Annotated in this window: 16 protein-coding genes; 6 read left to right on the top strand and 10 right to left on the bottom strand. The window is 71.0% G+C overall.

The window, feature by feature from the left end:
• Positions 1–29: 29 nt before the first annotated feature.
• From DEJ12_RS14995 to DEJ12_RS14985, 3 genes are read right to left on the bottom strand one after another with little or no spacing between them, the layout of a single operon-like run.
• Positions 30–1,067 (bottom strand): ABC transporter permease, encoded by a 1,038-nt coding sequence (locus tag DEJ12_RS14995; RefSeq protein WP_111030591.1) that lies wholly within the window; start codon positions 1,065–1,067, stop codon positions 30–32.
• Complete coding sequence (locus DEJ12_RS14990) at positions 1,067–2,770, bottom strand: sugar ABC transporter ATP-binding protein (protein WP_111030590.1); 1,704 nt, start codon at positions 2,768–2,770, stop codon at positions 1,067–1,069. The genes DEJ12_RS14995 and DEJ12_RS14990 overlap by 1 nt, the downstream gene beginning before the upstream one ends.
• On the bottom strand, positions 2,767–3,948 hold the full coding sequence (locus tag DEJ12_RS14985) for a sugar ABC transporter substrate-binding protein (RefSeq protein ID WP_071405945.1): 1,182 nt from the start codon (positions 3,946–3,948) through the stop codon (positions 2,767–2,769). The genes DEJ12_RS14990 and DEJ12_RS14985 overlap by 4 nt, the downstream gene beginning before the upstream one ends.
• A gap of 638 nt (positions 3,949–4,586) precedes the next feature.
• Here DEJ12_RS14985 and DEJ12_RS14980 point away from each other — a divergent pair.
• Both DEJ12_RS14980 and DEJ12_RS14975 read left to right on the top strand, forming a co-directional pair.
• Complete coding sequence (locus DEJ12_RS14980) at positions 4,587–5,102, top strand: NADPH-dependent FMN reductase (protein ID WP_071405946.1); 516 nt, start codon at positions 4,587–4,589, stop codon at positions 5,100–5,102.
• Complete coding sequence (locus tag DEJ12_RS14975) at positions 5,099–5,602, top strand: flavin reductase family protein (RefSeq protein ID WP_071405947.1); 504 nt, start codon at positions 5,099–5,101, stop codon at positions 5,600–5,602. Before DEJ12_RS14980 ends, DEJ12_RS14975 begins: the two co-directional genes overlap by 4 nt.
• A gap of 113 nt (positions 5,603–5,715) precedes the next feature.
• On the opposite strand, the gene DEJ12_RS14970 is transcribed toward DEJ12_RS14975, so the two are convergent.
• The 4 genes from DEJ12_RS14970 to DEJ12_RS14955 form a co-directional block, all read right to left on the bottom strand.
• Positions 5,716–6,792 (bottom strand): ABC transporter permease, encoded by a 1,077-nt coding sequence (locus tag DEJ12_RS14970; protein WP_111030589.1) that lies wholly within the window; start codon positions 6,790–6,792, stop codon positions 5,716–5,718.
• Complete coding sequence (locus tag DEJ12_RS14965) at positions 6,789–7,670, bottom strand: ABC transporter ATP-binding protein (protein WP_111030588.1); 882 nt, start codon at positions 7,668–7,670, stop codon at positions 6,789–6,791. The genes DEJ12_RS14970 and DEJ12_RS14965 overlap by 4 nt, the downstream gene beginning before the upstream one ends.
• A gap of 475 nt (positions 7,671–8,145) precedes the next feature.
• Complete coding sequence (locus DEJ12_RS14960) at positions 8,146–8,838, bottom strand: response regulator transcription factor (RefSeq protein ID WP_111030587.1); 693 nt, start codon at positions 8,836–8,838, stop codon at positions 8,146–8,148.
• The gene (locus DEJ12_RS14955) at positions 8,820–10,094 is read right to left on the bottom strand and encodes a sensor histidine kinase (RefSeq protein WP_258370565.1); all 1,275 of its coding nucleotides are present in this window, start codon (positions 10,092–10,094) and stop codon (positions 8,820–8,822) included. Before DEJ12_RS14955 ends, DEJ12_RS14960 begins: the two co-directional genes overlap by 19 nt.
• A 65-nt stretch (positions 10,095–10,159) precedes the next feature.
• Here DEJ12_RS14955 and DEJ12_RS14950 point away from each other — a divergent pair, with 65 nt between their 5' ends.
• On the top strand, positions 10,160–10,492 hold the full coding sequence (locus DEJ12_RS14950) for a YciI family protein (RefSeq protein WP_111030586.1): 333 nt from the start codon (positions 10,160–10,162) through the stop codon (positions 10,490–10,492).
• On the opposite strand, the gene DEJ12_RS14945 is transcribed toward DEJ12_RS14950, so the two are convergent.
• Positions 10,398–11,600 carry an MFS transporter gene (locus tag DEJ12_RS14945; RefSeq protein WP_220034800.1) on the bottom strand — a complete coding sequence of 401 codons (1,203 nt, stop codon included), beginning with the start codon at positions 11,598–11,600 and terminating at the stop codon, positions 10,398–10,400. The genes DEJ12_RS14950 and DEJ12_RS14945 overlap by 95 nt on opposite strands.
• A 62-nt stretch (positions 11,601–11,662) precedes the next feature.
• On the opposite strand from DEJ12_RS14945, the gene DEJ12_RS14940 reads away from it, so the two are divergent.
• Positions 11,663–12,250 carry a TetR/AcrR family transcriptional regulator gene (locus DEJ12_RS14940; protein WP_111030584.1) on the top strand — a complete coding sequence of 196 codons (588 nt, stop codon included), beginning with the start codon at positions 11,663–11,665 and terminating at the stop codon, positions 12,248–12,250.
• Complete coding sequence (locus DEJ12_RS14935) at positions 12,247–13,140, top strand: alpha/beta hydrolase family protein (protein ID WP_111030583.1); 894 nt, start codon at positions 12,247–12,249, stop codon at positions 13,138–13,140. The genes DEJ12_RS14940 and DEJ12_RS14935 overlap by 4 nt, the downstream gene beginning before the upstream one ends.
• Before the next feature lie 118 nt (positions 13,141–13,258).
• Here the strand turns inward: DEJ12_RS14935 and DEJ12_RS14930 are convergent, their stop codons facing one another.
• Complete coding sequence (locus tag DEJ12_RS14930; protein WP_027465989.1) at positions 13,259–13,741, bottom strand: RimK/LysX family protein; 483 nt, start codon at positions 13,739–13,741, stop codon at positions 13,259–13,261.
• Between the two features lie 87 nt (positions 13,742–13,828).
• Between DEJ12_RS14930 and DEJ12_RS14925 the strand changes: the two genes are divergently transcribed.
• The gene (locus tag DEJ12_RS14925; RefSeq protein ID WP_027465990.1) at positions 13,829–15,022 is read left to right on the top strand and encodes a RimK family alpha-L-glutamate ligase; all 1,194 of its coding nucleotides are present in this window, start codon (positions 13,829–13,831) and stop codon (positions 15,020–15,022) included.
• A gap of 96 nt (positions 15,023–15,118) precedes the next feature.
• Here DEJ12_RS14925 and DEJ12_RS14920 read toward each other — a convergent pair.
• Positions 15,119–21,041, bottom strand: a 5,923-nt coding sequence (locus DEJ12_RS14920; protein WP_111030582.1) for an Ig-like domain-containing protein, incomplete at its 5' end; no start/stop codon positions are given.

Genomic DNA, 21,041 nt, shown 5'->3' with positions numbered 1-21,041 from the left:
TTTCTGTGGTGGGTGTCGAGGGAGGGGGGTCAGGAACGCTTCGCGGCGGCCTTGGCGGCGGTCGCGACGGAGTGCCGCCGGATGGTCTGCGACACGGCGACGGCGACGATGAGGGCGCCGCCGTAGAACAGCTGCTGCACGAAGTTGTCGGCGCCGAGCATCTGCAGGCCGACGACTCCGGAGAACAGGAAGTACACGGCGATGAAGGTGCCGATCGCGTTGAAGCGGCCGGGGACGATCGCGGTCGCGCCGAGGTAGCAGGCGGCGAACGCGGGGAGCAGGAACGACTGTCCGCTCGACGGGTCGGCGCCACCGAGGGTGCCGGCGTACACGACCCCGGCGACCGCGGCGGTGAGCCCCGCGCCGACGAACGCGCCGACCCGCAGCCGTCGCACGTTCAGCCCGGAGAGTTCGGCGACGGTGCGGCCGGTGCCGACGAACAGCAGTCGCCGGCCGACCGGGGTGGCGCTCAGCACGACCAGGACGACGACGGTGGCGATCAGCCCGTAGACGAACGCGAGCGGCAGGCCCGCGAGCCCACGCCACCCGACGGTGGCCTGCACGAGCGCCGGGTCGATGCCCGTCACCGACGACGACGCGCTCATCCACTGGATGATCCCGATCATGAACGTCGACGTGCCGAGGGTGACGATGAACGAGTCGATGCGGAACCCGACGGTGAGCAGGCCGTTGACCAGACCCACGACGACGCCGATGACCAGGCCGGCGGCGATCGCGGGCACGAGCGGGATGTCCATCTTCGCGTTGAGCACGGCGATGGTCATGGCGGAGAGCGACATCGTCGAGGCGCCGGAGAGGTCGAACTCGCCCGCGGTGAGCGGGAACAGGAACCCGAGCGCCAGGATGAGCAGCACCGACTGTGATCCGAGGATGTTCTGCAGGTTGCCGAGGGTCGGGTAGGTGTCGGGCAGCGCGATGCTGAACGCGATGACGATGACGAGCCAGGCGCCGAGCAGCGCGTACCGCTCGGTGTGCCCCCACGAGAAGCGCGGGCGGGTCGGACGGACGATCGAGGTCTCGAGGACCGGGTCGGCGGTGGTGGACATCAGGCGTTCTCCTTGACTGCGGAGGAGGCATCGGGGGAGGAGGGCACGGCGGGGGACGCCGGGGCGTCGTCGACGAGGCTCGCCACGACGGCGGCCGCGATGGCGTCGCGGTCGATGCGATCGTCGGTCAGCACGTCGTGCACGCGGCCGTGGGCGAGGACGACGACGCGGTCGCACACCTGCGCGAGCTGGTCGTAGTCGGTGGAGGCGCAGACGATCGTGACGCCCTGCTCCGCACTCCGGCGGAGCATCGAGAAGATCGCGGCGCGGGCCCCGACGTCGATGCCCTGGGTCGGTTCCTGCAGCAGCACGAGCCTCGGGTCGTCCTGCATCCACTTGGCCAGGACGGCCTTCTGCTGGTTGCCGCCGGACAGTGTCCCGAACAGGGCGGCCGGGTCGGCGGGCCGGACGTCGTAGTCGCGGACGAGTCCCGCGACGTGGGCGCGTTCCCTTGCGGGCGACAGGCCGAGCAGTCCGCGGAGCTTCCCGAGGACGGGGAGCGTGACGTTCTGCTCGACGGACAGGGTGAGTGCCCCGCCCTCGCGCTTGCGGTCCGCGGGGACGTACACGACGCCGCGGGCGATCGACGAGCCGGGCGTCACCCGTGCCAGGTCGACCGGCGCGGGCGTCGCCCCGTCGTGCCGCACGGCGAGCGAGCCGGTCGCGGGCCGTGCGCCGTACAGGCCGGGCAGCACGTCCTCGACACCGGAGCCGGCGAGCCCGGTGATGCCGACGACCTCGCCGTCCGCGACGTCGAACGACAGACCGTCGACGACACCGACCCGGAGGTCCCGCACCGTCACGACGGCGTCGCCGGTGGTCGCCGGGCGCGGAGTCCTGGCAGCGGGACCGTCCGGTCCGCGTCCGACGATGAGGGAGACGAGCTCGTCCGCCGTCGTCGTGGCGGTGTCCCGATGCGCCTGGACCCGGCCCGCCCGCAGGACGGTGACCCGGTCGGCGTGCTGGAGGACCTCGGACATGTCGTGCGACACGAGCAGTGCCGAGGTGCGGCCGTCCGCGACGAGGTCCTTCACGACGCGGAACAGCAGGTCGGCGTCCTCCTTCGGCAGGAAGACCGTCGGCTCGTCGAGCACGATGAGCGCCCGGTCGTCGCCCAGCTCGGCGACGGCCCGCAGGATCGCGACGAGGGCCTTCTGGGTGTCGGTGAGTTCGTCGATCCGTGCTCGTGGGTCGATGTCGACCCCGTACCGCGCGAACAGCTCGGCCGCGGCACGGTGCTCGGCGCCCCAGCGGACGAAGGGTCCGCGTCCGGCCACCACGGTCGCGAGCCGCAGGTTCTCGGTCACGCCGAGCGACGGCACGAGTGCGAGGTCCTGGTGGACGAAGCTGATCCCGACGCGGCGGAAGTACCCGGGAGGCACCGGCAGGGGCAGCCGGGCGCCTCGGACCTCGATCGTCGCGCCCGGCTCCGGCGCGTACGTGCCGGACAGGATCTTGATGAGGGTCGACTTGCCGGAGCCGTTCTCGCCGAGCAGTGCGTGCACCTGGCCCGGCAGGACCTCGAGGTCGACGTCGTCGAGCGCGGTCAGCCCGCCGAAGCGCTTCGTGAGCCCGCTGATCCGCAGGACCGGCGCGGTGTCCGCGACGGACCCGATGACCGCATCGGACGCGGTGTCCGCACCGGACCCGACGACCGCAGCGGACGATGCGGAGCCGAGCCGTGCCTCCTGGGTGGCGGTCACTCGGCCGCGCCCCAGATCGCTTCGTACCCGGTCTTGTACGCGTCGCCGTAGCCCTTGCTCGGCGCCGGCGGCGTGCCGGTCTCGTCGACGTTGTCCTTCGTGAAGACCTTCAGCGGGGTCTTCTCGTCGCCGTCCTCGATGATCGGCGTGCCGGTCAGGACACGGCCGGCCTGGTCGAGCGTCGCGTAGGCGAGCCACTCCATGTTCTCGCCGATGTCCATCGTGAGGACGCTGCCCTCCTGCAGGATCTTCAGCACCGCGGGGGTGCCGTTGTACGAGGAGGTGAAGACCTGGCCGGTCTTGCCGGCAGCGGTCACGCCGGCCTCGACGTACAGCGTCATCGAGTCGTAGACCGGCAGGACGTAGTCGAGGTTCGGGTCGGACTGCACGGCGGACTGCACGGTCGACGAGATCTTCGTCGCCCAGTCGGCGACGGGGACGTTCGTCACCTTCACCTTGCAGCCGTCGCACTGCGCCTCGAACTCGTCCTGCATCGCCTTGACGATGCCGTCGGACGGCGGCACCTCGGACGACGTGATGATGAGGACGTCGCCCTGGCCCTTGGTCTCCTTGATGGCCCAGTCGGCGTTGAGCTTGGCGGCTTCGTGGAACGGGGCGGTCACCTGCGCGGCGACGAGGTCCTGCAGCTGGTCCGGCAGCGCCTGCCCGGTCTGGTAGGTGTGACTGATCAGCACGGGGATCCCCGCTGCCTTCGCACGCTTCAGCGCCGGGACGATCAGTTCGCCGTTGACGCCCTGCGCCAGCACGATGATGTCGGCTCCGCGGCTGATCGCCTGGTCGATGCCGGCGGAGTGCTCGGTGGGCGTGCCCTGGTTCGTGTACTCGATCCACTTCGCGCCGTACTGCTCGGCGACCTTCTCGCCGGCCTCGTCGACCGCGGTGATGAAGGGGACGGCGGACGAGTTCGGGATGTTGAAGATCGTCTTGCCGGCGATGCCCGACATGTCGAAGCGAGCGCCCTCGAAGGTGAACTCGGGGTCGACGCTGGCGGCCTTGATCTGGCTCGTGGCGTGCTCGACACCGGCGGTGTCGTCACCGGAGCTCGTCGACGCGGTCGAGGTGGCGGAGCAGGCGGACAGCAGCAGCACGCCGGCGAGTGCGGCGGCGAGGAGCGCGGGACGCGACGGACGCGTTCGGGACGGTGCGGGGGACGACATCGGTCGGGGACCTCCTGGACGGGTGGAGCAGGGAAGGTGCGGGGACGGGGAACCGGAGCGGGGACGGGGGAGCTGCGGCGGGTACGACGAAGGCCCCGCGGAGCGGGGCAGGACGTGCAGGGAGCCGGACCGGGCGGCGGCGGGGCGGCGGATCGCCGGTGACGCCGGCCGCTGCAGTGGGGCTGATGCGAATGTAACGGCCGCGGGGCACCGGCAGGCGGTCGCCCGGTAACGGTCCTGTTAGGCGTTTGTTTCGCTGGTGTTAGGCCACCTGCGGCGCCCGACGCCGAGGGGCGTCCGCCCCGCCGATCCGGGGCGGACGACTGCGCCACCGACCCGCGAGCAGGGGCGGATCCGGGCGGTGACGGGCCGGCGACGGCGGGGCGAAACACGCCGGACCCATCCGAGGCGACTTCCGGAAACGGCGCTCTCACAATTCCGTGCGGTCAGCGAGGACCGTGCCTGGCGGAATGGCCGGGAGACCCGGACGCGCAGCCCCGCTGACCGGGACATTCGGGTGCCACGGAGCAGGCGCAGCTGGCGTAACCCACCCGATACGGACGCGGCACGGCGGCGAAACGAACGAGCGGTGGACTGCACCAAGCACCCACCACCCGCCCACCGACAGGAGCACCCCGATGATCACCACCGTCGTCGCCGGCAACCCCAAGCCGGCCTCACGGACGCTCGACGCTGCGACGGTCGTGCTCGAACGGCTCACCGGCCGCGCCCCCGACCACGTCGTCGACGTCATCGACCTCGGTGCCGGCCTGCTCGGCTGGGGTGACGCCGCCGTGTCGGACGCCGTCCGGACCGTCGCCGGTTCGGACCTCGTCGTCGTCGCGTCGCCGACGTTCAAGGCGACGTACACCGGCGTGCTCAAGCTGTTCCTCGACCAGTTCGGTACCGGCGACGGACTCGCCGGTGTCGTCGCGGTGCCGCTCATGCTCGGTGCCGGCCCGGCCCATGCCCTCGCCCCCGAGGTCTTCCTCAAACCGGTGCTGGTCGAACTCGGCGCGACCGTCGTCGCACCCGCCCTGTACCTCAACGACAAGCAGTACTCGGACCCCGCATCGACCGACGTGTGGCTCGCCCGCTGGCAGGACGTCGTCCTCGGTGCGGCCGCCGTCCACCAGGAAGGAACCGCGTCATGATCAGCCCCTACTCCACCGAGGCCCCGGACCTGTCCGCGCTCAAGCAGGCGTTCTCCGGGTTCCCGTGCGGCGTCGCCGCGCTCTCCGCCGTCGTGGACGGCGAACCGACCGTGCTCGTGGCGTCCTCGTTCACGGTCGGCGTCTCGCAGGACCCGCCGCTCGTGATGTTCGCGGTGCAGCACACGTCGACCACGTGGCCGGTGCTCCGGGACGCCGGCACGATCGGTGTCTCGATCCTCGGTGAGGGGCACGCGCAGGTCACCCGGCAGCTCGCCTCGCGTGACAAGTCGATCCGCTTCGTCGGTGTCGACACGACGGTCGCCGAGACGGGTGCGGTGTTCCTGCAGGGGGCCCCGATCTGGTTGGAGTGCTCGGTCGAGCACACCTACCCGGCCGGCGACCACGACATCGTGGTGCTCCGGGTGCTCGGACTCATGTCCGACTTCGCGCACAACCCGCTGGTCTGGCACCGGTCCGCCTTCGCGACCCTGACCGCCTGACCGGCGCGGGGCAACGGACTGGAGGCCCGCCCCAGGTGAGCAGATCTGCTCACGCGGGGCGGGCCTCCAGTCCGGGTCTGCCGGGCTTGCCGGGTTTGCCGGGCCTGGCGGCGTCAGCCGCGCAGCGCCTCCGACAGCTTCACGCGACTGCCGGTGCGGAGCAGGGCGTTCTCGTAGACGCGGGCACCGATGACCACGACCGCGACCACCGAAGCGGCGACGATGACGAGCGACAGGATCGGCTCCCACCACTCGGCGGTCCCCAGGAAGATCCGCATGGGCATGCCGATCGGGGCGCTGAACGGCACGTACGACATGATGCCGAGGATCGTCGGGTTGTCGTACGCGACGATGATCAGGAAGTACGGGATCATCACGAGCATCATCACCGGCGTGGTGACGCTGCCGACGTCCTCCTGGCGGGAGACGAGCACGGCCGCCGCGGCGAACAGCGACGCGAGGAGCACGAACCCGATCGCGAAGAAGCCGATGAACCACAGGATGCTCGGGCCGAGCATCGCGAACATGTTGTCCTGGCCGGTCACCGCCAACGTGACGATGGCGGCGACGGCCACCGCGACGATCTGGGCGAAGGCCATGATGCTGTTGCCGAGGACCTTGCCGGCGAGCAGCGCCCTGGCCGGGATCGCGGACATCAGGATCTCGACCACCCGTGTCGACTTCTCCTCGACGACGCTCTGCGCGATCGACTGGCCGAACGTCACCGCCGACGCGAAGTACACGACGCCGAACGCGATGGCGATGAGGTACACCAGGCCACCGGGCAGTGCGTCCGGGTCGAGCAATTCGATGCGCGGGGTGACGCTCAACGCGGAGACGACCTCGGACGGTGCCTCGTCGAGCCCGACGACCTTGTAGCCGAGCGGGTCGTCCGACGGCACGATCGCCGCGTCGACGTCGCCCTTCGTCACGAGCCGTTCGGCGTCGTCGACCGATGCCGATTGCGTGACGTCCAGCCCACTGGTGGTCGGCAGCGAGACGCCGTCGACGACCGCGACCGGGGTGGTGTCGTCGGCGGTGGCCTTGCTCACGATCCCGCCGACGACGATCGACGCGACGACCATGCCGATCAGGATGAGCGCCGAGACCACGAAGGCCTTGCTGCGGATGCGTGCCTGGATCTCACGTGCGGAGACGAGCCGCACGGCCTGCACGAAGGAGTTGTTCATCGGACGACCTCCCGGAAGACCTCGCTGAGCCGCGGCACCCGCGGCGAGAACGACCCGACGGTGCCGTGCTGGACGGCACGCTGCAGGACGCGCTGGGCGGTGGCGGCGTCGGCCTCGAAGACCGCGTACCCGCCGTCGAACTCCCGCACGGCCACACCCGGCTCGTCGCGGAGCCAGGCGACGTCCCCGTCGACCAGCAGCTCCCACGCGGCCGGACCGGCCTGTTTGCGGAGTTCCTCCTGCGGACCGGCGGCGCGGATCGTGCCACCGGCGATGACGACGACGTCGTCGCACAGCCGCTCGACCACGTCGAGCTGGTGGCTCGAGAACAGCACGGGGACGCCCCGGGCCGCGGTCTCGCGCAGGACACCGAGCACCGTGTCGACGGCCATCGGGTCGAGGCCCGAGAACGGCTCGTCGAGCACGAGCACCTCGGGGTCGTGTGCCAGCGCCGCTGCGATCTGCACGCGCTGCTGGTTGCCGAGCGAGAGCTTCTCGACGGGGTCGCCGGCGTGCGTGGTGAGTTCGAGGCGTTCGAGCAGTTCGCCGGTGCGGGTCGTCGCGGCGCGCTTGTCGACGCCGTGCAGCCGGGCCAGGTAGGTGATCTGCTCGGCCACCGGCATCTTCGGGTACAGGCCGCGTTCCTCGGGCATGTAGCCGAAGCGGCGGCGGTCGGCGGGACGGACCGCGGTGCCGTCGATCGAGACCGTGCCCGCATCGGCCTGGAGCACGCCGAGCATGATGCGCATGGTGGTGGTCTTGCCGGCACCGTTGCCGCCGACGAAGCCGGTGAGGCGGCCGCTGCCGACCGTGAACCCCACGTCGTCGAGCACCCGGCGGTCGCCGAAGTGCTTGGTCACCCCTTCGATGGTGAGCATGTCGTTCCCCTTCGTCGCGACGCTGGTCGTCGCTGCGTCCGACGCTATTGGCCGGGAGGCACGCCCCGCCTCCGCCGCCAGGCGGGACTTGGGTGGGTGGTCGGCTCCACCGCGTGGGGGAGGAGCGCGCGTCGGCCCGGCGGGCCGGGTGGCGCGGCGCGCGCTGGGTGCGGGTCGGCACGGTGCGGCCTTGTTCGGCTCGTGCGGGTTTGGTTGCTCGGTGCGTCGTTGTGGCGGCGCACGGTGCGGTCAACGCCGCACGGGTTGAACGAACACGGTGCGGGCGTGGGGTGCGGTGGTGGGCACGGTGCGCGCTTGTTCAGCTCGTGCGGGTTTGGTTGCTCGGTGCGTTGTGGTGGCGCGGCACGGTGCGGTCAACGCTGCACGGGTTGAACGAAGGCGCACGGTGCGGCCATGTCTGCGAACTCGGCACCGTGCGGGCTTGTTCAGCTCGTGCGGGTTCTGCTCGGCTCGGTCAGCCGGCGACGCCGTGCTCGAACGCCCAGACGACGGCCTGGATGCGGTCGCGCAGTGCGAGTTTCTGGAGCACGTTCGACACGTGGGTCTTCACGGTGGCGTCCCCGACGTAGAGCTCGCCGGCGATCTCCGCGTTGCTCAGGCCCCGGGCGAGGAGCCGCAGCACCTCGGTCTCCCGCTCGGTCAGCCCGGCCACGGCGAGTGCGTCGTCGCCCGTCGCAGTCGTCGCGGTGCTCGTCGCCGAGGGCTGCACCGCAGCCGACGCCGTCGCCCGGCTGATCACCCGGCGCGTGACGTCCGGCGCGAGCAGGGCGTCCCCGGCGGCGACGGTCAGCACGGCGTCGATCAGCCTCTCGGGGGAGGCGTTCTTCAACAGGAACCCGCTCGCTCCCGCCTCGAGCGCCTGGAACAGCGCGTCGTCGCTGTCGAACGTGGTGAGGATGAGCACCGCCGGCGGGTCCGGCAGCGCCGCGATCCGCCGCGCGGCCTCGAGCCCGTCGACGCCCGGCATCTGCACGTCGAGGCAGACCACGTCCGGACGGAGCTGCTGCACGGCCTCGACCGCCCCGGCGCCGTCCGCGGCCTCGCCGACCACACGGAACCCGGGCTCGGACTCCAGGATCACGCGGAACCCGGCGCGGACGAGTTCCTGGTCGTCGGCCAGCACGATGGTCAGGTCGTCGGCAGCCATGCCCGCACCAGGTAGCCTCCCCGGGCTCGTGGCCCGATCTCGATCCGTCCGTCCACGGCCGCGACGCGTTCCCGCATCCCGACGTGTCCGAGGCCGCTGCCGGAGGTGCTCCGGGCGGCACGGGCACCGAGCCCGTCGTCGGTGACCTCGACCTCGACGCCGTCGTCCAGGTACCGCAGCCGGACGTCGGCGCGGGCGGTCGGACCGGCGTGCTTGAGGATGTTCGTCACCGCTTCCTGCACGATCCGGTACGCCACCGCGGCCACCGTCGGCGGCACCGGGCGCTCGTCACCCACGACGACGTACTCGGCGGGGTGGCCGACCACCCGGGCGGACTCGGCCAGTTCGGCGATCCGCGTGATGCCCTCGGTGCTCGGGCCGTCGCCACCGGCCGTCCCGAGGCCGGACGCGTCGTCGTCGGAGCGCAGGGTGCCGAGCATCCGCCGGAGTTCCTCCACCGCGGTGCGGGCGCTCTCCTCGACCACCCCGAGCGAGGCGGTGGCCTGCGCGGGGTCGCGGCCGATCACGCGCCGTGCAGCACCCGCCTGCACACCCATCAGCGAGACGTGGTGGGCGACCACGTCGTGCAGCTCGCGGGCGATCCGCACCCGCTCGATCGTGACGGCCTGGGCCGCGGACCGCTCCCGTTCGGCGGCGAGTTCGGCGGTGCGTTCCGCGAGCTCGTGTCGTGCGACGGCGGAGGCCCAGGCGCGGTTGCCGGCGTACCAGGCAGCGCCGAAGTAGATCACGTTGATGACGATGTTGAGCAGCGAGATCGCCACGTAGGGCGCCACGGGGGAGTCCGTGTCGTTCGGCAGCGCGTTCGGCGACGCCCACCCGAACGAGATCGCGACGAACAGCCACGCGAACATGCCACCGATGACGACCCAGCGCACCGCTTCGGCCCGCACCCGGTCGGAGCACCACGCACCCACCGTGTACAGCGCGATGAAGAGCGTGAAGTTGACGAGGAAGACCTCGGGCACCTGGAGCAGCTGCGTTGCGGCGAACGCCAGCGCCGACACCAGGGCCACCGACATCGGGAACCGTCGGCGGAACGCGATCGGGGCGGCGTTCGCGACGATCATCAGCGCCGAGACCCACCAGGCGGCCTGGTCGTCGCCGTAGGTACCGGCCGACCCGTACAAGAAGGTCGTGACGGCGAGCCCACCGGCCAGCACGACTGCGAGCACCGTGTCCTGCCGGTACTCGTGCCGCCCCACCGGCAGTCGCGACCACTCCGCCGTCGTCCCCATGCAGGAAACGCTACTGGGTGCGCTCGACCAGGAGTAGCCTCCCGCCAACGAGCAGGGGAGACGCCATGCAGTTCCTCGTCAACGTCATCGACGACGGTCAGGCCGCCGCCGTCGGCAACACGTACTCCGCGACCGACGCCGAAGCCGCCGCGGTCGACGCCTTCAACGAGCGGATGGGCGACGCGATCGTGTTCGCCGCCGGGGTCTCCGCGCCAGCCGACGCCACCGTGGTCGACGCCCGCGGGGGCGCGGTCGACACGACGAACCGGCCCGACCCCGACGAGTACGTCGCCGGGTTCTGGGTCATGGACCTCCCGGATGCCGAGACGGCGACCCGGGTGGCGCACCAGGCGTCGCAGGCGTGCAACCGGAAGATCGAGCTCCGCCCGCTGCTCTGACGGCACGGACCCCACTCGGCCGACGGGCCACCGCGGGGACGGCGCTCGCCGCGGTCACACCCGCCCCGACCACGAACGTCGCGACGAACCCGATCGCACCGACGAGCGCTCCGGCAGCCGCAGCGCCGACGGCCTGTCCGAGCACGAGTGCGACGAACAGCATCGACGTGCCCGCCGACGAACGCTCGGCATCGATCTCGGTCGTCCACGCGATCAGTGCCCCGGTCGCCGCCGTGTAGCCCCAGCCGAACACGGCACACGCCAGCAGTGCCGCGACCGTCGACTCCGGCGCTGCCCCCAGCACCACGACGGCGACGGCGACCGACCCCGCCGTGACCGCCCAGAGCGTCCGGGCGCGCAGTCCGTTCGTCCAACGCGCGGTGACCACGACGGCCGCTCCGCCGATCCCGAGCGCGATCCAGGCCGACACCGAGACGACGACCGACGCACCGGCCTCCACCAGCGCCGAACGTCCGTAGGTCCAGACGACGGCAGACCCTGCCCCGAACAGCAGCGCCAGCACGAGGACCCCTCGGTGCTCCGCGAACCAGGGAGCGCCGGGCAGCGGTGACCGGGACGCAGCAGTCCCGCCGCGGGACGCCACGAGCAGCAGCGCTCCGACGGCCAGGGCGAACACCCCGGACACCGCCCAAGCCGTCCGCCAGTCGGGCAGCAGCACGAGTGCGAGCACGCCGGCGCCCACGAGCCCCGGGCCGGTGCCGGCGTTCACGATCGCCTGCGCGCGGCCCTGCAGCGCCTGGGGCACCTGCGCCGCGACGATCCGGACGAGGGCGGGCGACGCGAGTCCGGCGCCCGCCGACGCGACCACGGCGCTGAGGCCGAACGCCGGCGCCCCGCCGGCCGTCGCCATGGCGATCGCACCGGCCCCCGCCACCAGGGTCGCGACCGCGACGAGCACGCGGGGCATCCGTGCGGCGAGCAGGAAGCCGGCGACCGCACCGACGCAGTACAGCGCCGAGGCACCCGACGAGACCCACCCGGCGGCGTCTGCCCGGAGCCCCAGGTCCCGCTGCACGTCGGGCAGGAACAGCCCGTACGCCAGGCGCACCAGGCCGTAGGTGGCGGCGATCAGGCCGAGTCCGCTCACCAGGAGCAGTCGATGTCGTAACGAAAACGATCGTTTCACTTTTCAGAGCCTAGGGTGCTCTCATGGTGATGCGCCCAGGGACCGAGCAACGGCTGCTCGACGCCGCCGAGGAGCTCTTCTTCTCACAGGGCATCGCCGCCACCCCGATCGACGCCGTCCTCGAACGGGCCGGGGTCTCGACGGCCACCCTGTACCGCGGCTACGCGAGCAAGGAGTCCCTGGTCGCCGCGGCACTCACCCGTCGCCACGAGGACTGGATCGCCACCTGGGACCGTGCGGTCGCCGCCGGACGGGACGACTTGGGCCGACTCCTGGCGGTGTTCGACGCCCTCGACGACTACCGCTCGACGCCCACGGGCTCCCGCTGGTGCGCCTTCCTCGGCACCGCCGCCGAGTACGCCGACGCCCCCGCCGAGGTCCGGCAGGTCCTGGACCTCGAGACCACCACGTTGCGCCGGCGGCTCGTGGCACAGGCGGTGCCGGTGGTCGGTCCCCGTGCCGAGGTCCTCGGCGACCAGCTGCTGCTCATCGTCTCCGGTTACCTTGCGATGCGGTTGCGCGACCCCGCGCTCGACACGACGACGGCACGGTCCGTCGCCGCGTCCCTCATCCGGGAACACACCCCAGACGGAACGGCGCCCACCACATGACCCGATCGCGTGCTGCCACGGTCACCCGCCGTTCCCTGCTGATCGGTGGCACGGGCGTCGTCGCCGCGGGAGCCGTGGCCGAGGGGATCAACCTCGGCCTGCTGCCCGGGCGCTCGACCCTGTACCGGGTCCTCGGTCTGGACGGCACCGACGGCACGGTCCCCGACGTCCAGCCGGTCCCCACCACCTCCGGCACCTTCGTGTCGGCAGCGCGGAAGGGCCGCACCGTCGGGTGGACGATCGCGGCACCGGCGTCCGACACCCCCTTACCGGTGGCGGTCGCCCTGCACGGCTACGGCGACGACCACACCTCGTTCTTCGGGCGGAGCCTGGGCTACGACCGGTTCCTCGCGGCGCACGTCGCCGACGGCGGAGCCCCGTTCGCGATCGCCTCGATCGACGGCGGCAACCGCTACTGGCACCGGCGTGCCGACGGCGACGACCCCGCCGCGATGGTCGTCGACGAGTTCCTGCCCCTGATCGCCCGCCGCGGCTTCGACACGGACCGCCTCGCCCTGACCGGCTACTCGATGGGTGGCTTCGGCGCCCTTCGGCTCGGCGGAGTCCTCGGCGCCTCGCGCGTCCGGGCCGTCTCGGCCATCAGCCCCGCGCTCTGGAAGTCGGCCGCCGACACCGCCCGCGGCGCCTTCGACGACGCCGCCGACTTCCGCGCGAACACGGTCCTCGGGCGGCAGCGCGCCCTGGACGGTGTCGCCGTCCGCGTCGACTGCGGCAACGGTGACGGGTTCGCGCCGGCGGTGCACACCTACGTCGACGGCTTCGACACGCCTCCGGCCGGAGGATTCGCACCCGGCGCCCACACGCACGGCTACTGGCGCCGCCTGGCGCCCCGGCAGCTCGCCTTCCTCGGCCGCCACCTCGGTCACTGACCGGGCCCGCGCCCTGGACGCGCGTCCAGGCGGACGGGAGGCCCGTGGCGGCCCCGCACCGCGCCTCCAGGCCGTCGACCGGTCACCGCAACGGCCCGTGCCGCGTGCCCAGGAGCGCTCAGGCGCGACCGCGGTTGCGGCGCCGGATCTCCTTCGGAGCCCGCCCGGCCATGAAGGACCGTGCAGGATCGACGAGGAAGCCCTGCCGGAGCGCCTCGCGACCGACGAGCATCCGGAACCCCATCTGGTCCCGGTTGCTCAAGGTGACCTCGGACTCGACGACCTGCCCGGCCAACGCGATCCGCGTGCGGACGACGATGCGCTCCTGGGTGTGCCCGGTCGAGCTGCGGACGATGCGCCGGTCGTGCACGTCGCACTCGATGGTGGAGGCGTCGGCATCGGTGTCCTGCCAGGGGTGCAGCGAGAACCGGACCCGCTCGCCGGGCAGTTCCTCGAGGTCGAAGGCGTGCAACGCGGAGCTCCGGGCGCCGGTGTCGAGCTTCACCTTGATCCACGGCACGCCGAGGTCCGGCAGTCCCGCCCACTCCCGCCACCCGGCGACGACGAGCCCGCTGTCGGAGGACTTCGGAGCTCGGGCCATGTGCCCATCCTGTCGCATGCTCCGTGGCCACGTCCGCATGCTTTGATGGAGCGTCGCCGTCGATCCGACCCAGCGGAGAACCCCTCGATGAAACTCGCCATCCTGTCGCGCGCGCCCCAGGCGTACTCGACCCAGCGCCTCCGCGCAGCGGCACTCGACCGCGGTCACGAGGTCAAGGTGCTCAACACCCTGCGCTTCGCGATCGACCTGTCCGGCGACGATCCGGACCTGCTCTACCGCGGCAAGCTGCTGAGCGACTACGACGCGGTGCTGCCGCGCATCGGCAACTCGATCACCTACTACGGCACCGCCGTCGTGCGGCAGTTCGAGCAGATGGACGTCTACACGCCGAACACGGCGAACGGCATCACGAACTCGCGCGACAAGCTGCGGGCCAACCAGATCCTGTCGCGGCACGACATCGGCATGCCGGCGACGACCTTCGTGGCCGGCCGCAACGACGTGCGCGGCGCGATCGAACGGGTCGGCGGCGCGCCCGTCGTCATCAAGCTCCTCGAGGGCACGCAGGGCATCGGCGTGATCCTGGCACCCGAGGCGAAGGTGGCCGAGTCGATCGTCGAGACCCTGCACTCCACGAAGCAGAACGTCCTGATCCAGCGGTTCATCGCCGAGAGCCGCGGTCGTGACATCCGGGCCCTCGTCGTCGGTGACCGGGTCGTCGCGGCGATGCGTCGGACCGCCTCGGGCGACGAGTTCCGCTCCAACGTGCACCGCGGCGGCACCGTCGAGAAGGTCACGCTCTCGCCCGAGTACGAGGCGGTGGCCGTCCGCTCGGCGCAGATCATGGGCCTCAAGGTCGCCGGCGTCGACATGCTCGAGGGCAACGACGGGCCGCTCGTCATGGAGGTCAACTCCTCGCCAGGGCTCGAGGGCGTCGAGCGTGCCACCGGCCTCGACATCGCCGGTGCGATCGTCGACTTCATCGCGAACCAGGTCGCGTTCCCCGAGATCGACGTCCGCCAGCGGCTGTCCGTCTCGACCGGCTACGGCGTCGCCGAGCTCCTCGTGCACACCAACGCCGACCTGGTCGGCAAGACGATCAAGGAGTCCGGGCTCTGGGACCGGGACATCACGGTCCTCACGCTGCACCGCGGCTCGAACGTCATCCCGAACCCGCGCAGTGGCGTCGCCCTCGAGCCGGGGGACCGCCTGCTCTGCTTCGGCAAGCTCGAGGAGATGCGGTCGATGATCCCGGAGCGTCGCAAGCGGCGTGCGAAGGTGCGGAAGCTGCCGAAGGAGCCGTTGCAGACCGAGGGCTGAGCGCTCGGGGCGCTGCAGCGCCGTGACAGCCGGGAGGCCCGGATCGCGTCCCCTCGTGGGGTACGTGATCCGGGCCTCCAGTCCGCAGTCCGGGGCTCAGTCGCCGCGCACGTCGCCTTGGCGTCGGCGCGCGAGCAGGCGCAGGACGGCGCCGAGCCCGAGCGCGGTGAGCGCGGCGGCGAGCCAGCCGCCGAGCTCGACGCCGGTGAAGGCGAGCTCACGGTTGGTGGTGCCGGTGCCGGTGCCGGTGGTGCTGGCTCCGTCGGTCTTCGGAGCGGGTGCGGTGCGATCGTCGGTCGAGCCGAGCTGCGGGCCGGTGCCCGGGGCCACGATCCCCGGGAACGCGATTCCCGTTCCGGCCCCGTTGTCGTTCTCGTCGTTCTCGCCCTCTTCGCTCTCGGGGACGAGCGTGACGAGCATGCTCGAGCCCGGTGAGACGTGACCGATGCGGTCCACGGCGACGACCGACAGCAGGTGCGCTCCCGGCTCCAGGGGAGCCGTCGTCCGGAAGGCGAACCGCCCGTCGGAGTCGGCGGTCCCACGGCCGAGCTCACGGCCGTCGGCGTCGCGGATCACGACCGTCGAGCCGGGCTCGGCGGAGCCCCGGACGACGCCGGTGCCGTCGACGATGTCGTCGAACGCCTCGAGGACCGGTGCCGCCGGGGCCTCGGTATCGACGTCGACCGTGGTCTTCGTCTCGTCGGAGGTGTTGCCGGCCTTGTCCTGCGCGATGAGCTCGAGGTCGTGCGCCCCGTCCATGAGCGGCTCGTCGAGGGCGATCTCGAAGTCGCCGTTCTCGTCCGCGGTGTCGCGGCCGAGTTCGTTGCCGTCCTCGTCGCGGATGATCACGGTGGAGCCGGGCTCGGCGGTCCCGGTGATGGGGCCCTTGCCGTTGTCGAGATCGCTGGGGCTGGTCACGACCGGTGCGTCGGGTGCTTCGGTGTCGACGTCGACCGTGGTGTCGGTCGGGTCGGATTCGTTGCCGGCCTTGTCCTGGGCGACGAGTTCGAGCTTGTGCTCGCCATCGTTGAGCGGTTCGTCCAGCTCGATGCTGAAGTCGCCGTCGTCGTTGGCGTCGCCGCGGCCGATCTCGTTGCCGTCTTCGTCGCGGATGATCACGGTCGAGCCCGGTTCGGCGGTCCCGGTGATGGGGCCCTTGCCGTTGTCGAGGTCCTTGGGGCTGGTGACGACGGGTGCGGTCGGTGCCTTCGTGTCGACGTCGACCGTGGTCGTCGTCTCCTCGGAGTTGTTTTCGGCGTCGTCCTGGGCGATGAGTTCGAGCTTGTGCTCGCCGTCGTCGAGGGGCTCGTCGAGCTCGATGCTGAAGTCGCCGTCGTCGTTGGTTTCGCCGCGGCCGATCTCGTTGCCGTCTTCGTCGCGGATGATGACGGTGGAGCCGGGCTCGGCGGTGCCGGTGATGGGTCCCTTGCCGTTGTCGAGGTCCTTGGGGCTGGTGACGACGGGCGCCGTCGGTGCCTTCGTGTCGACGTCGACGGTGGTCTTCGTTTCCTCGGAGGTGTTGCCGGCTTTGTCCTGGGCGATGAGTTCGAGCTTGTGGTCGCCATCGGTCAGCGGCTCGTCGAGTTCGATGGAGAAGTCGCCGTCGTCGTTGGCGTCACCGCGGCCGATCTCGTTGCCGTCCTCGTCGCGGATGATGACGGTGGAGCCCGGCTCAGCGGCCCCGGTTATGGGTCCGGTGCCGTCGCTCAGGTCGGACGGGCTGGTCACCACGGGTGCGTCGGGGGTTTCAGTGTCGACGTCAACCGTTGTGTCGGTCGGGTTGGACTCGTTACCGGCCTTGTCCTGGGCGATCAGTTCGAGCTTGTGGTCGCCGTCATCGAGGGGCTCGTCGAGTTCGATCGAGAAGTCGCCGTCGTCGTTGGCTTCGCCGCGGCCGATCTCGTTGCCGTCCTCGTCACGGATGATGACCGTCGAGCCCGGTTCGGCGGTCCCGGTGATGGGGCCCTTGCCGTTGTCGAGGTCCTTGGGGCTGGTCACGACCGGTGCCGTGGGGGCTTCCGTGTCGACATCGACCGTGGTGTCGGTCGGGTTGGACTCGTTGCCGGCCTTGTCTTCGGCGATGAGTTCGAGCTTGTGCTCGCCGTCGTCGAGCGGCTCGTCGAGTTCGATGGAGAAGTCGCCGTCGTCGTTGGCTTCGCCGCGGCCGAGTTCGTTGCCGTCCTCGTCACGGATGATGACCGTGGAGCCCGGTTCGGCGGTCCCGGTGATGGGTCCCTTGCCGTCAGCGAGGTCGGACGGGCTGGTCACGACCGGTGCCGTCGGTGCCTTCGTGTCGACGTCGACGGTGGTCTTCGTCTCGTCGGAGCTGTTGCCGGCCTTGTCTTCGGCGATGAGTTCGAGCTTGTGCTCGCCGTCGTCGAGCGGCTCGTCCAGCTCGATGGAGAAGTCGCCGTCGTCGTTGGCTTCGCCGCGGCCGAGTTCGTTGCCGTCCTCGTCGCGGATGATGGCCGTCGAGCCGGGTTCCGCGGTGCCGGTGATCGGGCCCTTGCCGTTGTCGAGGTCCTTGGGGCTGGTCACGACCGGGGCCGTGGGCGCTTCGGTGTCGACGTCGACGGTGGTCTTCGTCTCTTCGGAGTTGTTGCCGGCGTCATCCTGGGCGATCAGTTCGAGCTTGTGCTCGCCGTCGTCGAGCGGCTCGTCGAGCTCGATGGAGAAGTCGCCGTCGTCGTTGGCTTCGCCGCGGCCGAGTTCGTTGCCGTCTTCGTCGCGGATGATGGCCGTCGAGCCGGGTTCCGCGGTGCCGGTGATCGGGCCCTTGCCGTTGTCGAGGTCCTTGGGGCTGGTCACTACCGGTGCCGTGGGGGCTTCGGTGTCGACGTCAACCGTGGCGTCGGTCGGGGCAGATTCGTTACCGGCCTTGTCCTGCGCGATCAGTTCGAGCTTGTGCTCGCCGTCGTCCAGGGGCTCGTCGAGCTCGATGGAGAAGTCGCCGTCGTCGGTGGCTTCGCCGCGGCCGAGTTCGTTGCCGTCTTCGTCGCGGATGATGACCGTCGAGCCCGGCTCGGCGGTCCCGCTGATCGGGCCCTTGCCGTCGCTCAGGTCGGAGGGGCTGCTGACGACGGGTGCGGTCGGTGCCTTCGTGTCGACGTCGACGGTGGTCGTCGTCTCTTCGGAGGTGTTGCCCGCCTTGTCTTCAGCGATCAGTTCGAGCTTGTGCTCGCAATCGTCGAGGGGCTCGTCGAGTTCGATCGAGAAGTCCCCGTCGTCGTTGGCTTCGCCGCGGCCGATCTGGTTGCCGTCTTCGTCGCGGATGATGACCGTCGAGCCGGGCTCGGCGGTGCCGGTGATGGGGCCGGTCCCGTCAGCGAGGTCGGGCGGGCTGGTGACGACGGGTGCGGTCGGTGCCTTCGTGTCGACGTCGACGGTGGTCGTCGTCTCTTCGGAGGTGTTGCCGGCGCCGTCCTGGGCGACAAGTTCGAGCTTGTGCTCGCCATCGTTCAGCGGTTCGTCCAGTTCGATGGAGAAGTCGCCGTCGTCGTTGGCTTCGCCGCGGCCGAGTTCGTTGCCGTCTTCGTCGCGGATGATGACCGTCGAGCCGGGCTCGGCGGTGCCGGTGATGGGGCCGGTCCCGTCAGCGAGGTCGGACGGGCTGGTGACGACGGGTGCGTCGGGGGCTTCGGTGTCGACGTCGACGGTGGTGTCGGTCGGGTTGGATTCGTTGCCGGCGTCGTCCTGGGCGATCAGCTCGAGATGGTGGTCGCCGTCGTCGAGGGGCTCGTCGAGTTCGATCGAGAAGTCCCCGTCGTCGTTGGCTTCGCCGCGGCCGATCTGGTTGCCGTCCTCGTCACGGATGATGACCGTCGAGCCCGGTTCGGCGGTCCCGGTGATGGGTCCCTTGCCGTTGTCGAGGTGTTTGGGGCTGGTGACGACGGGTGCGTCGGGTGCTTCGGTGTCGACGTCGACCGTGGTGTTGGTCGGGTTGGACTCGTTGCCGGCCTTGTCTTCGGCGATGAGTTCGAGCTTGTGGTCGCCATCGGTCAGCGGTTCGTCGAGTTCGATGCTGAAGTCGCCGTCGTCGTTGGCTTCGCCGCGGCCGAGTTCGTTGCCGTCCTCGTCACGGATGATCACGGTCGAGCCGGGCTCGGCGGTCCCGGTGATGGGCCCCTTGCCGTCAGCGAGGTCCTTGGGGCTGGCGACGACGGGTGCGTCGGGTGCTTCGGTGTCGACGTCGACGGTGACCGGGGTGGGGGTCGAGATGTTGCCGGCGTCGTCCTGGGCGATCAGCTCGAGGTGGTGGTCGCCGTCGTCGAGGGGCTCGTCGAGTTCGATCGAGAAGTCCCCGTCGTCGTTGGCTTCGCCGCGGCCGATCTGGTTGCCGTCCTCGTCACGGATGATGACCGTCGAGCCCGGTTCGGCGGTCCCGGTGATGGGTCCCTTGCCGTCAGCGAGGTCGGTCGGTCCGGTCACGATCGGTGCGTTCGGAGCGTCGTCGTCCACGTCCACCGTGACCGGCGTCGGGGACGAGACGTTGCCGGCCTCGTCCTGCGCGACGAGCTCGAGGTCGTGCGCGCCGTCGTCGAGCGGCTCGTCGAGCACGACGGTGAACTGCCCGTCGTCGCGGGCCTCGGTACGGCCGAGTTCGTTGCCGTCGGCGTCGCGCACGATCACTGTCGAACCGGGTTCGGCCGACCCGGTGAAGGGGCCGGTGCCGTCGGCGAGGAACTCGGGGGTCGTGCTGATCGGTGCGTCGGGGGCGGTGACGTCGGGTGCGGTGACGGTCACGGGCGAGGGAGCCGACTCGTTGCCGGCGTCGTCCTGCGCGACGACCTCCAGGCCGTGGTCGCCCTCGGTCAGTGGCTCGTCCAACTCGACCGAGAAGTCGCCGTCGTCGTTGGCTTCGCCGCGCCCGATCTCGTCGCCGTCCCGGTCGCGGATGATCACGATGGAGCCGGGCTCGGCGGTGCCGACCACCGGGCCGGTCGGGGTCGCGAAGTCCTGGCGCTCGACGACCGGAGCATCGGGCGCGGTGGTGTCCGGGACGACCGCGGTCGCGGTCGCCGGGCCGGACTCGTTGCCGACCGCATCGGCGGCGACGACCACGAGGTCGGTCGCACCCTCGGGCAGCGGTGCGTCGAGACGGACGGAGAAGTCGCCGGCCTCGTTCGCACGATCGCGGCCGAGTTCGTTGCCGGCGGGGTCGCGGACGATGACGATGGCGCGTGGCTCGGCGGTGCCAGTGATGGGTCCGGTCGGGTCGGCGAGGGTGCCGGGGTCGTCGACGATCGGGACGTCGGGGGCGGTGGCGTCGACGTCGAGGGTCGCCGTGGTCGGGTCGGCGGTGAAGCCGTTGCGGTGCTGCACGGCGGTGACGGTGACCGACCCCTCCGACAGCGCCTCGGTGACGGGGAGCGACCAGGTGCCGTCATCGCCGACGGGGACGTTCACCGGCGCCCGGTCACCGACGGCCACGTCGACGGTGCCACCGGGGACGCCCTGGCCGGTGATGGTCGGCTTCGGCCCGACGGCTGCGGTCGGCTCGTCGATGACGGCGGCGGTCAGCGGGATGGTGACCTTCCACGTCGATGTCGTCTGCTCGCTCGAGTTCACGTAGTCGGTGGCGGCGTTCGGGGCGAACGAGCCGTGCACCGTGATGACGTCGCCCGGCAGAGCGGAAACGTCGACGGTGATCGGCACCCGGATGTGGTTGAAGTTCGCTCCTCCGGTGTTGAGTGGCTGGGGGTTCCCGCCGAGGCAGTCGGTCTGCGTGGAGGACGTGAACGTGCAGTTCGCAACGTTCGCCGTGCCGGAGTTCGCCACGGAGAACGGCGGTCGTCCGCGTGTGAAGGTTGCGGGGCCGGTGATGGTCCAGTGGAAGTCGAGCGAACGGCTCGGGATCGTGAAGCCACTCACGTTCTTGACGTTGAAGATCGACGTCTCGAACCGCTGTCCCGGCTGACCGATCGCGTCCGCGGCTCCATCGACGTACACGTTGATCGGCGTCTCGTTCGGCGTGACCTCGTCGGTCGTGGGCTGCGCCTCGGGGGTGGGGGTCGGGGCG

It is taken from the genome of Curtobacterium sp. MCLR17_059 (genome assembly GCF_003234665.1).
Lineage (GTDB): Bacteria > Actinomycetota > Actinomycetes > Actinomycetales > Microbacteriaceae > Curtobacterium > Curtobacterium flaccumfaciens.
Note: the sequence above shows the minus strand (reverse complement) of the source record. Positions and strands in the feature narration are given on the sequence as shown.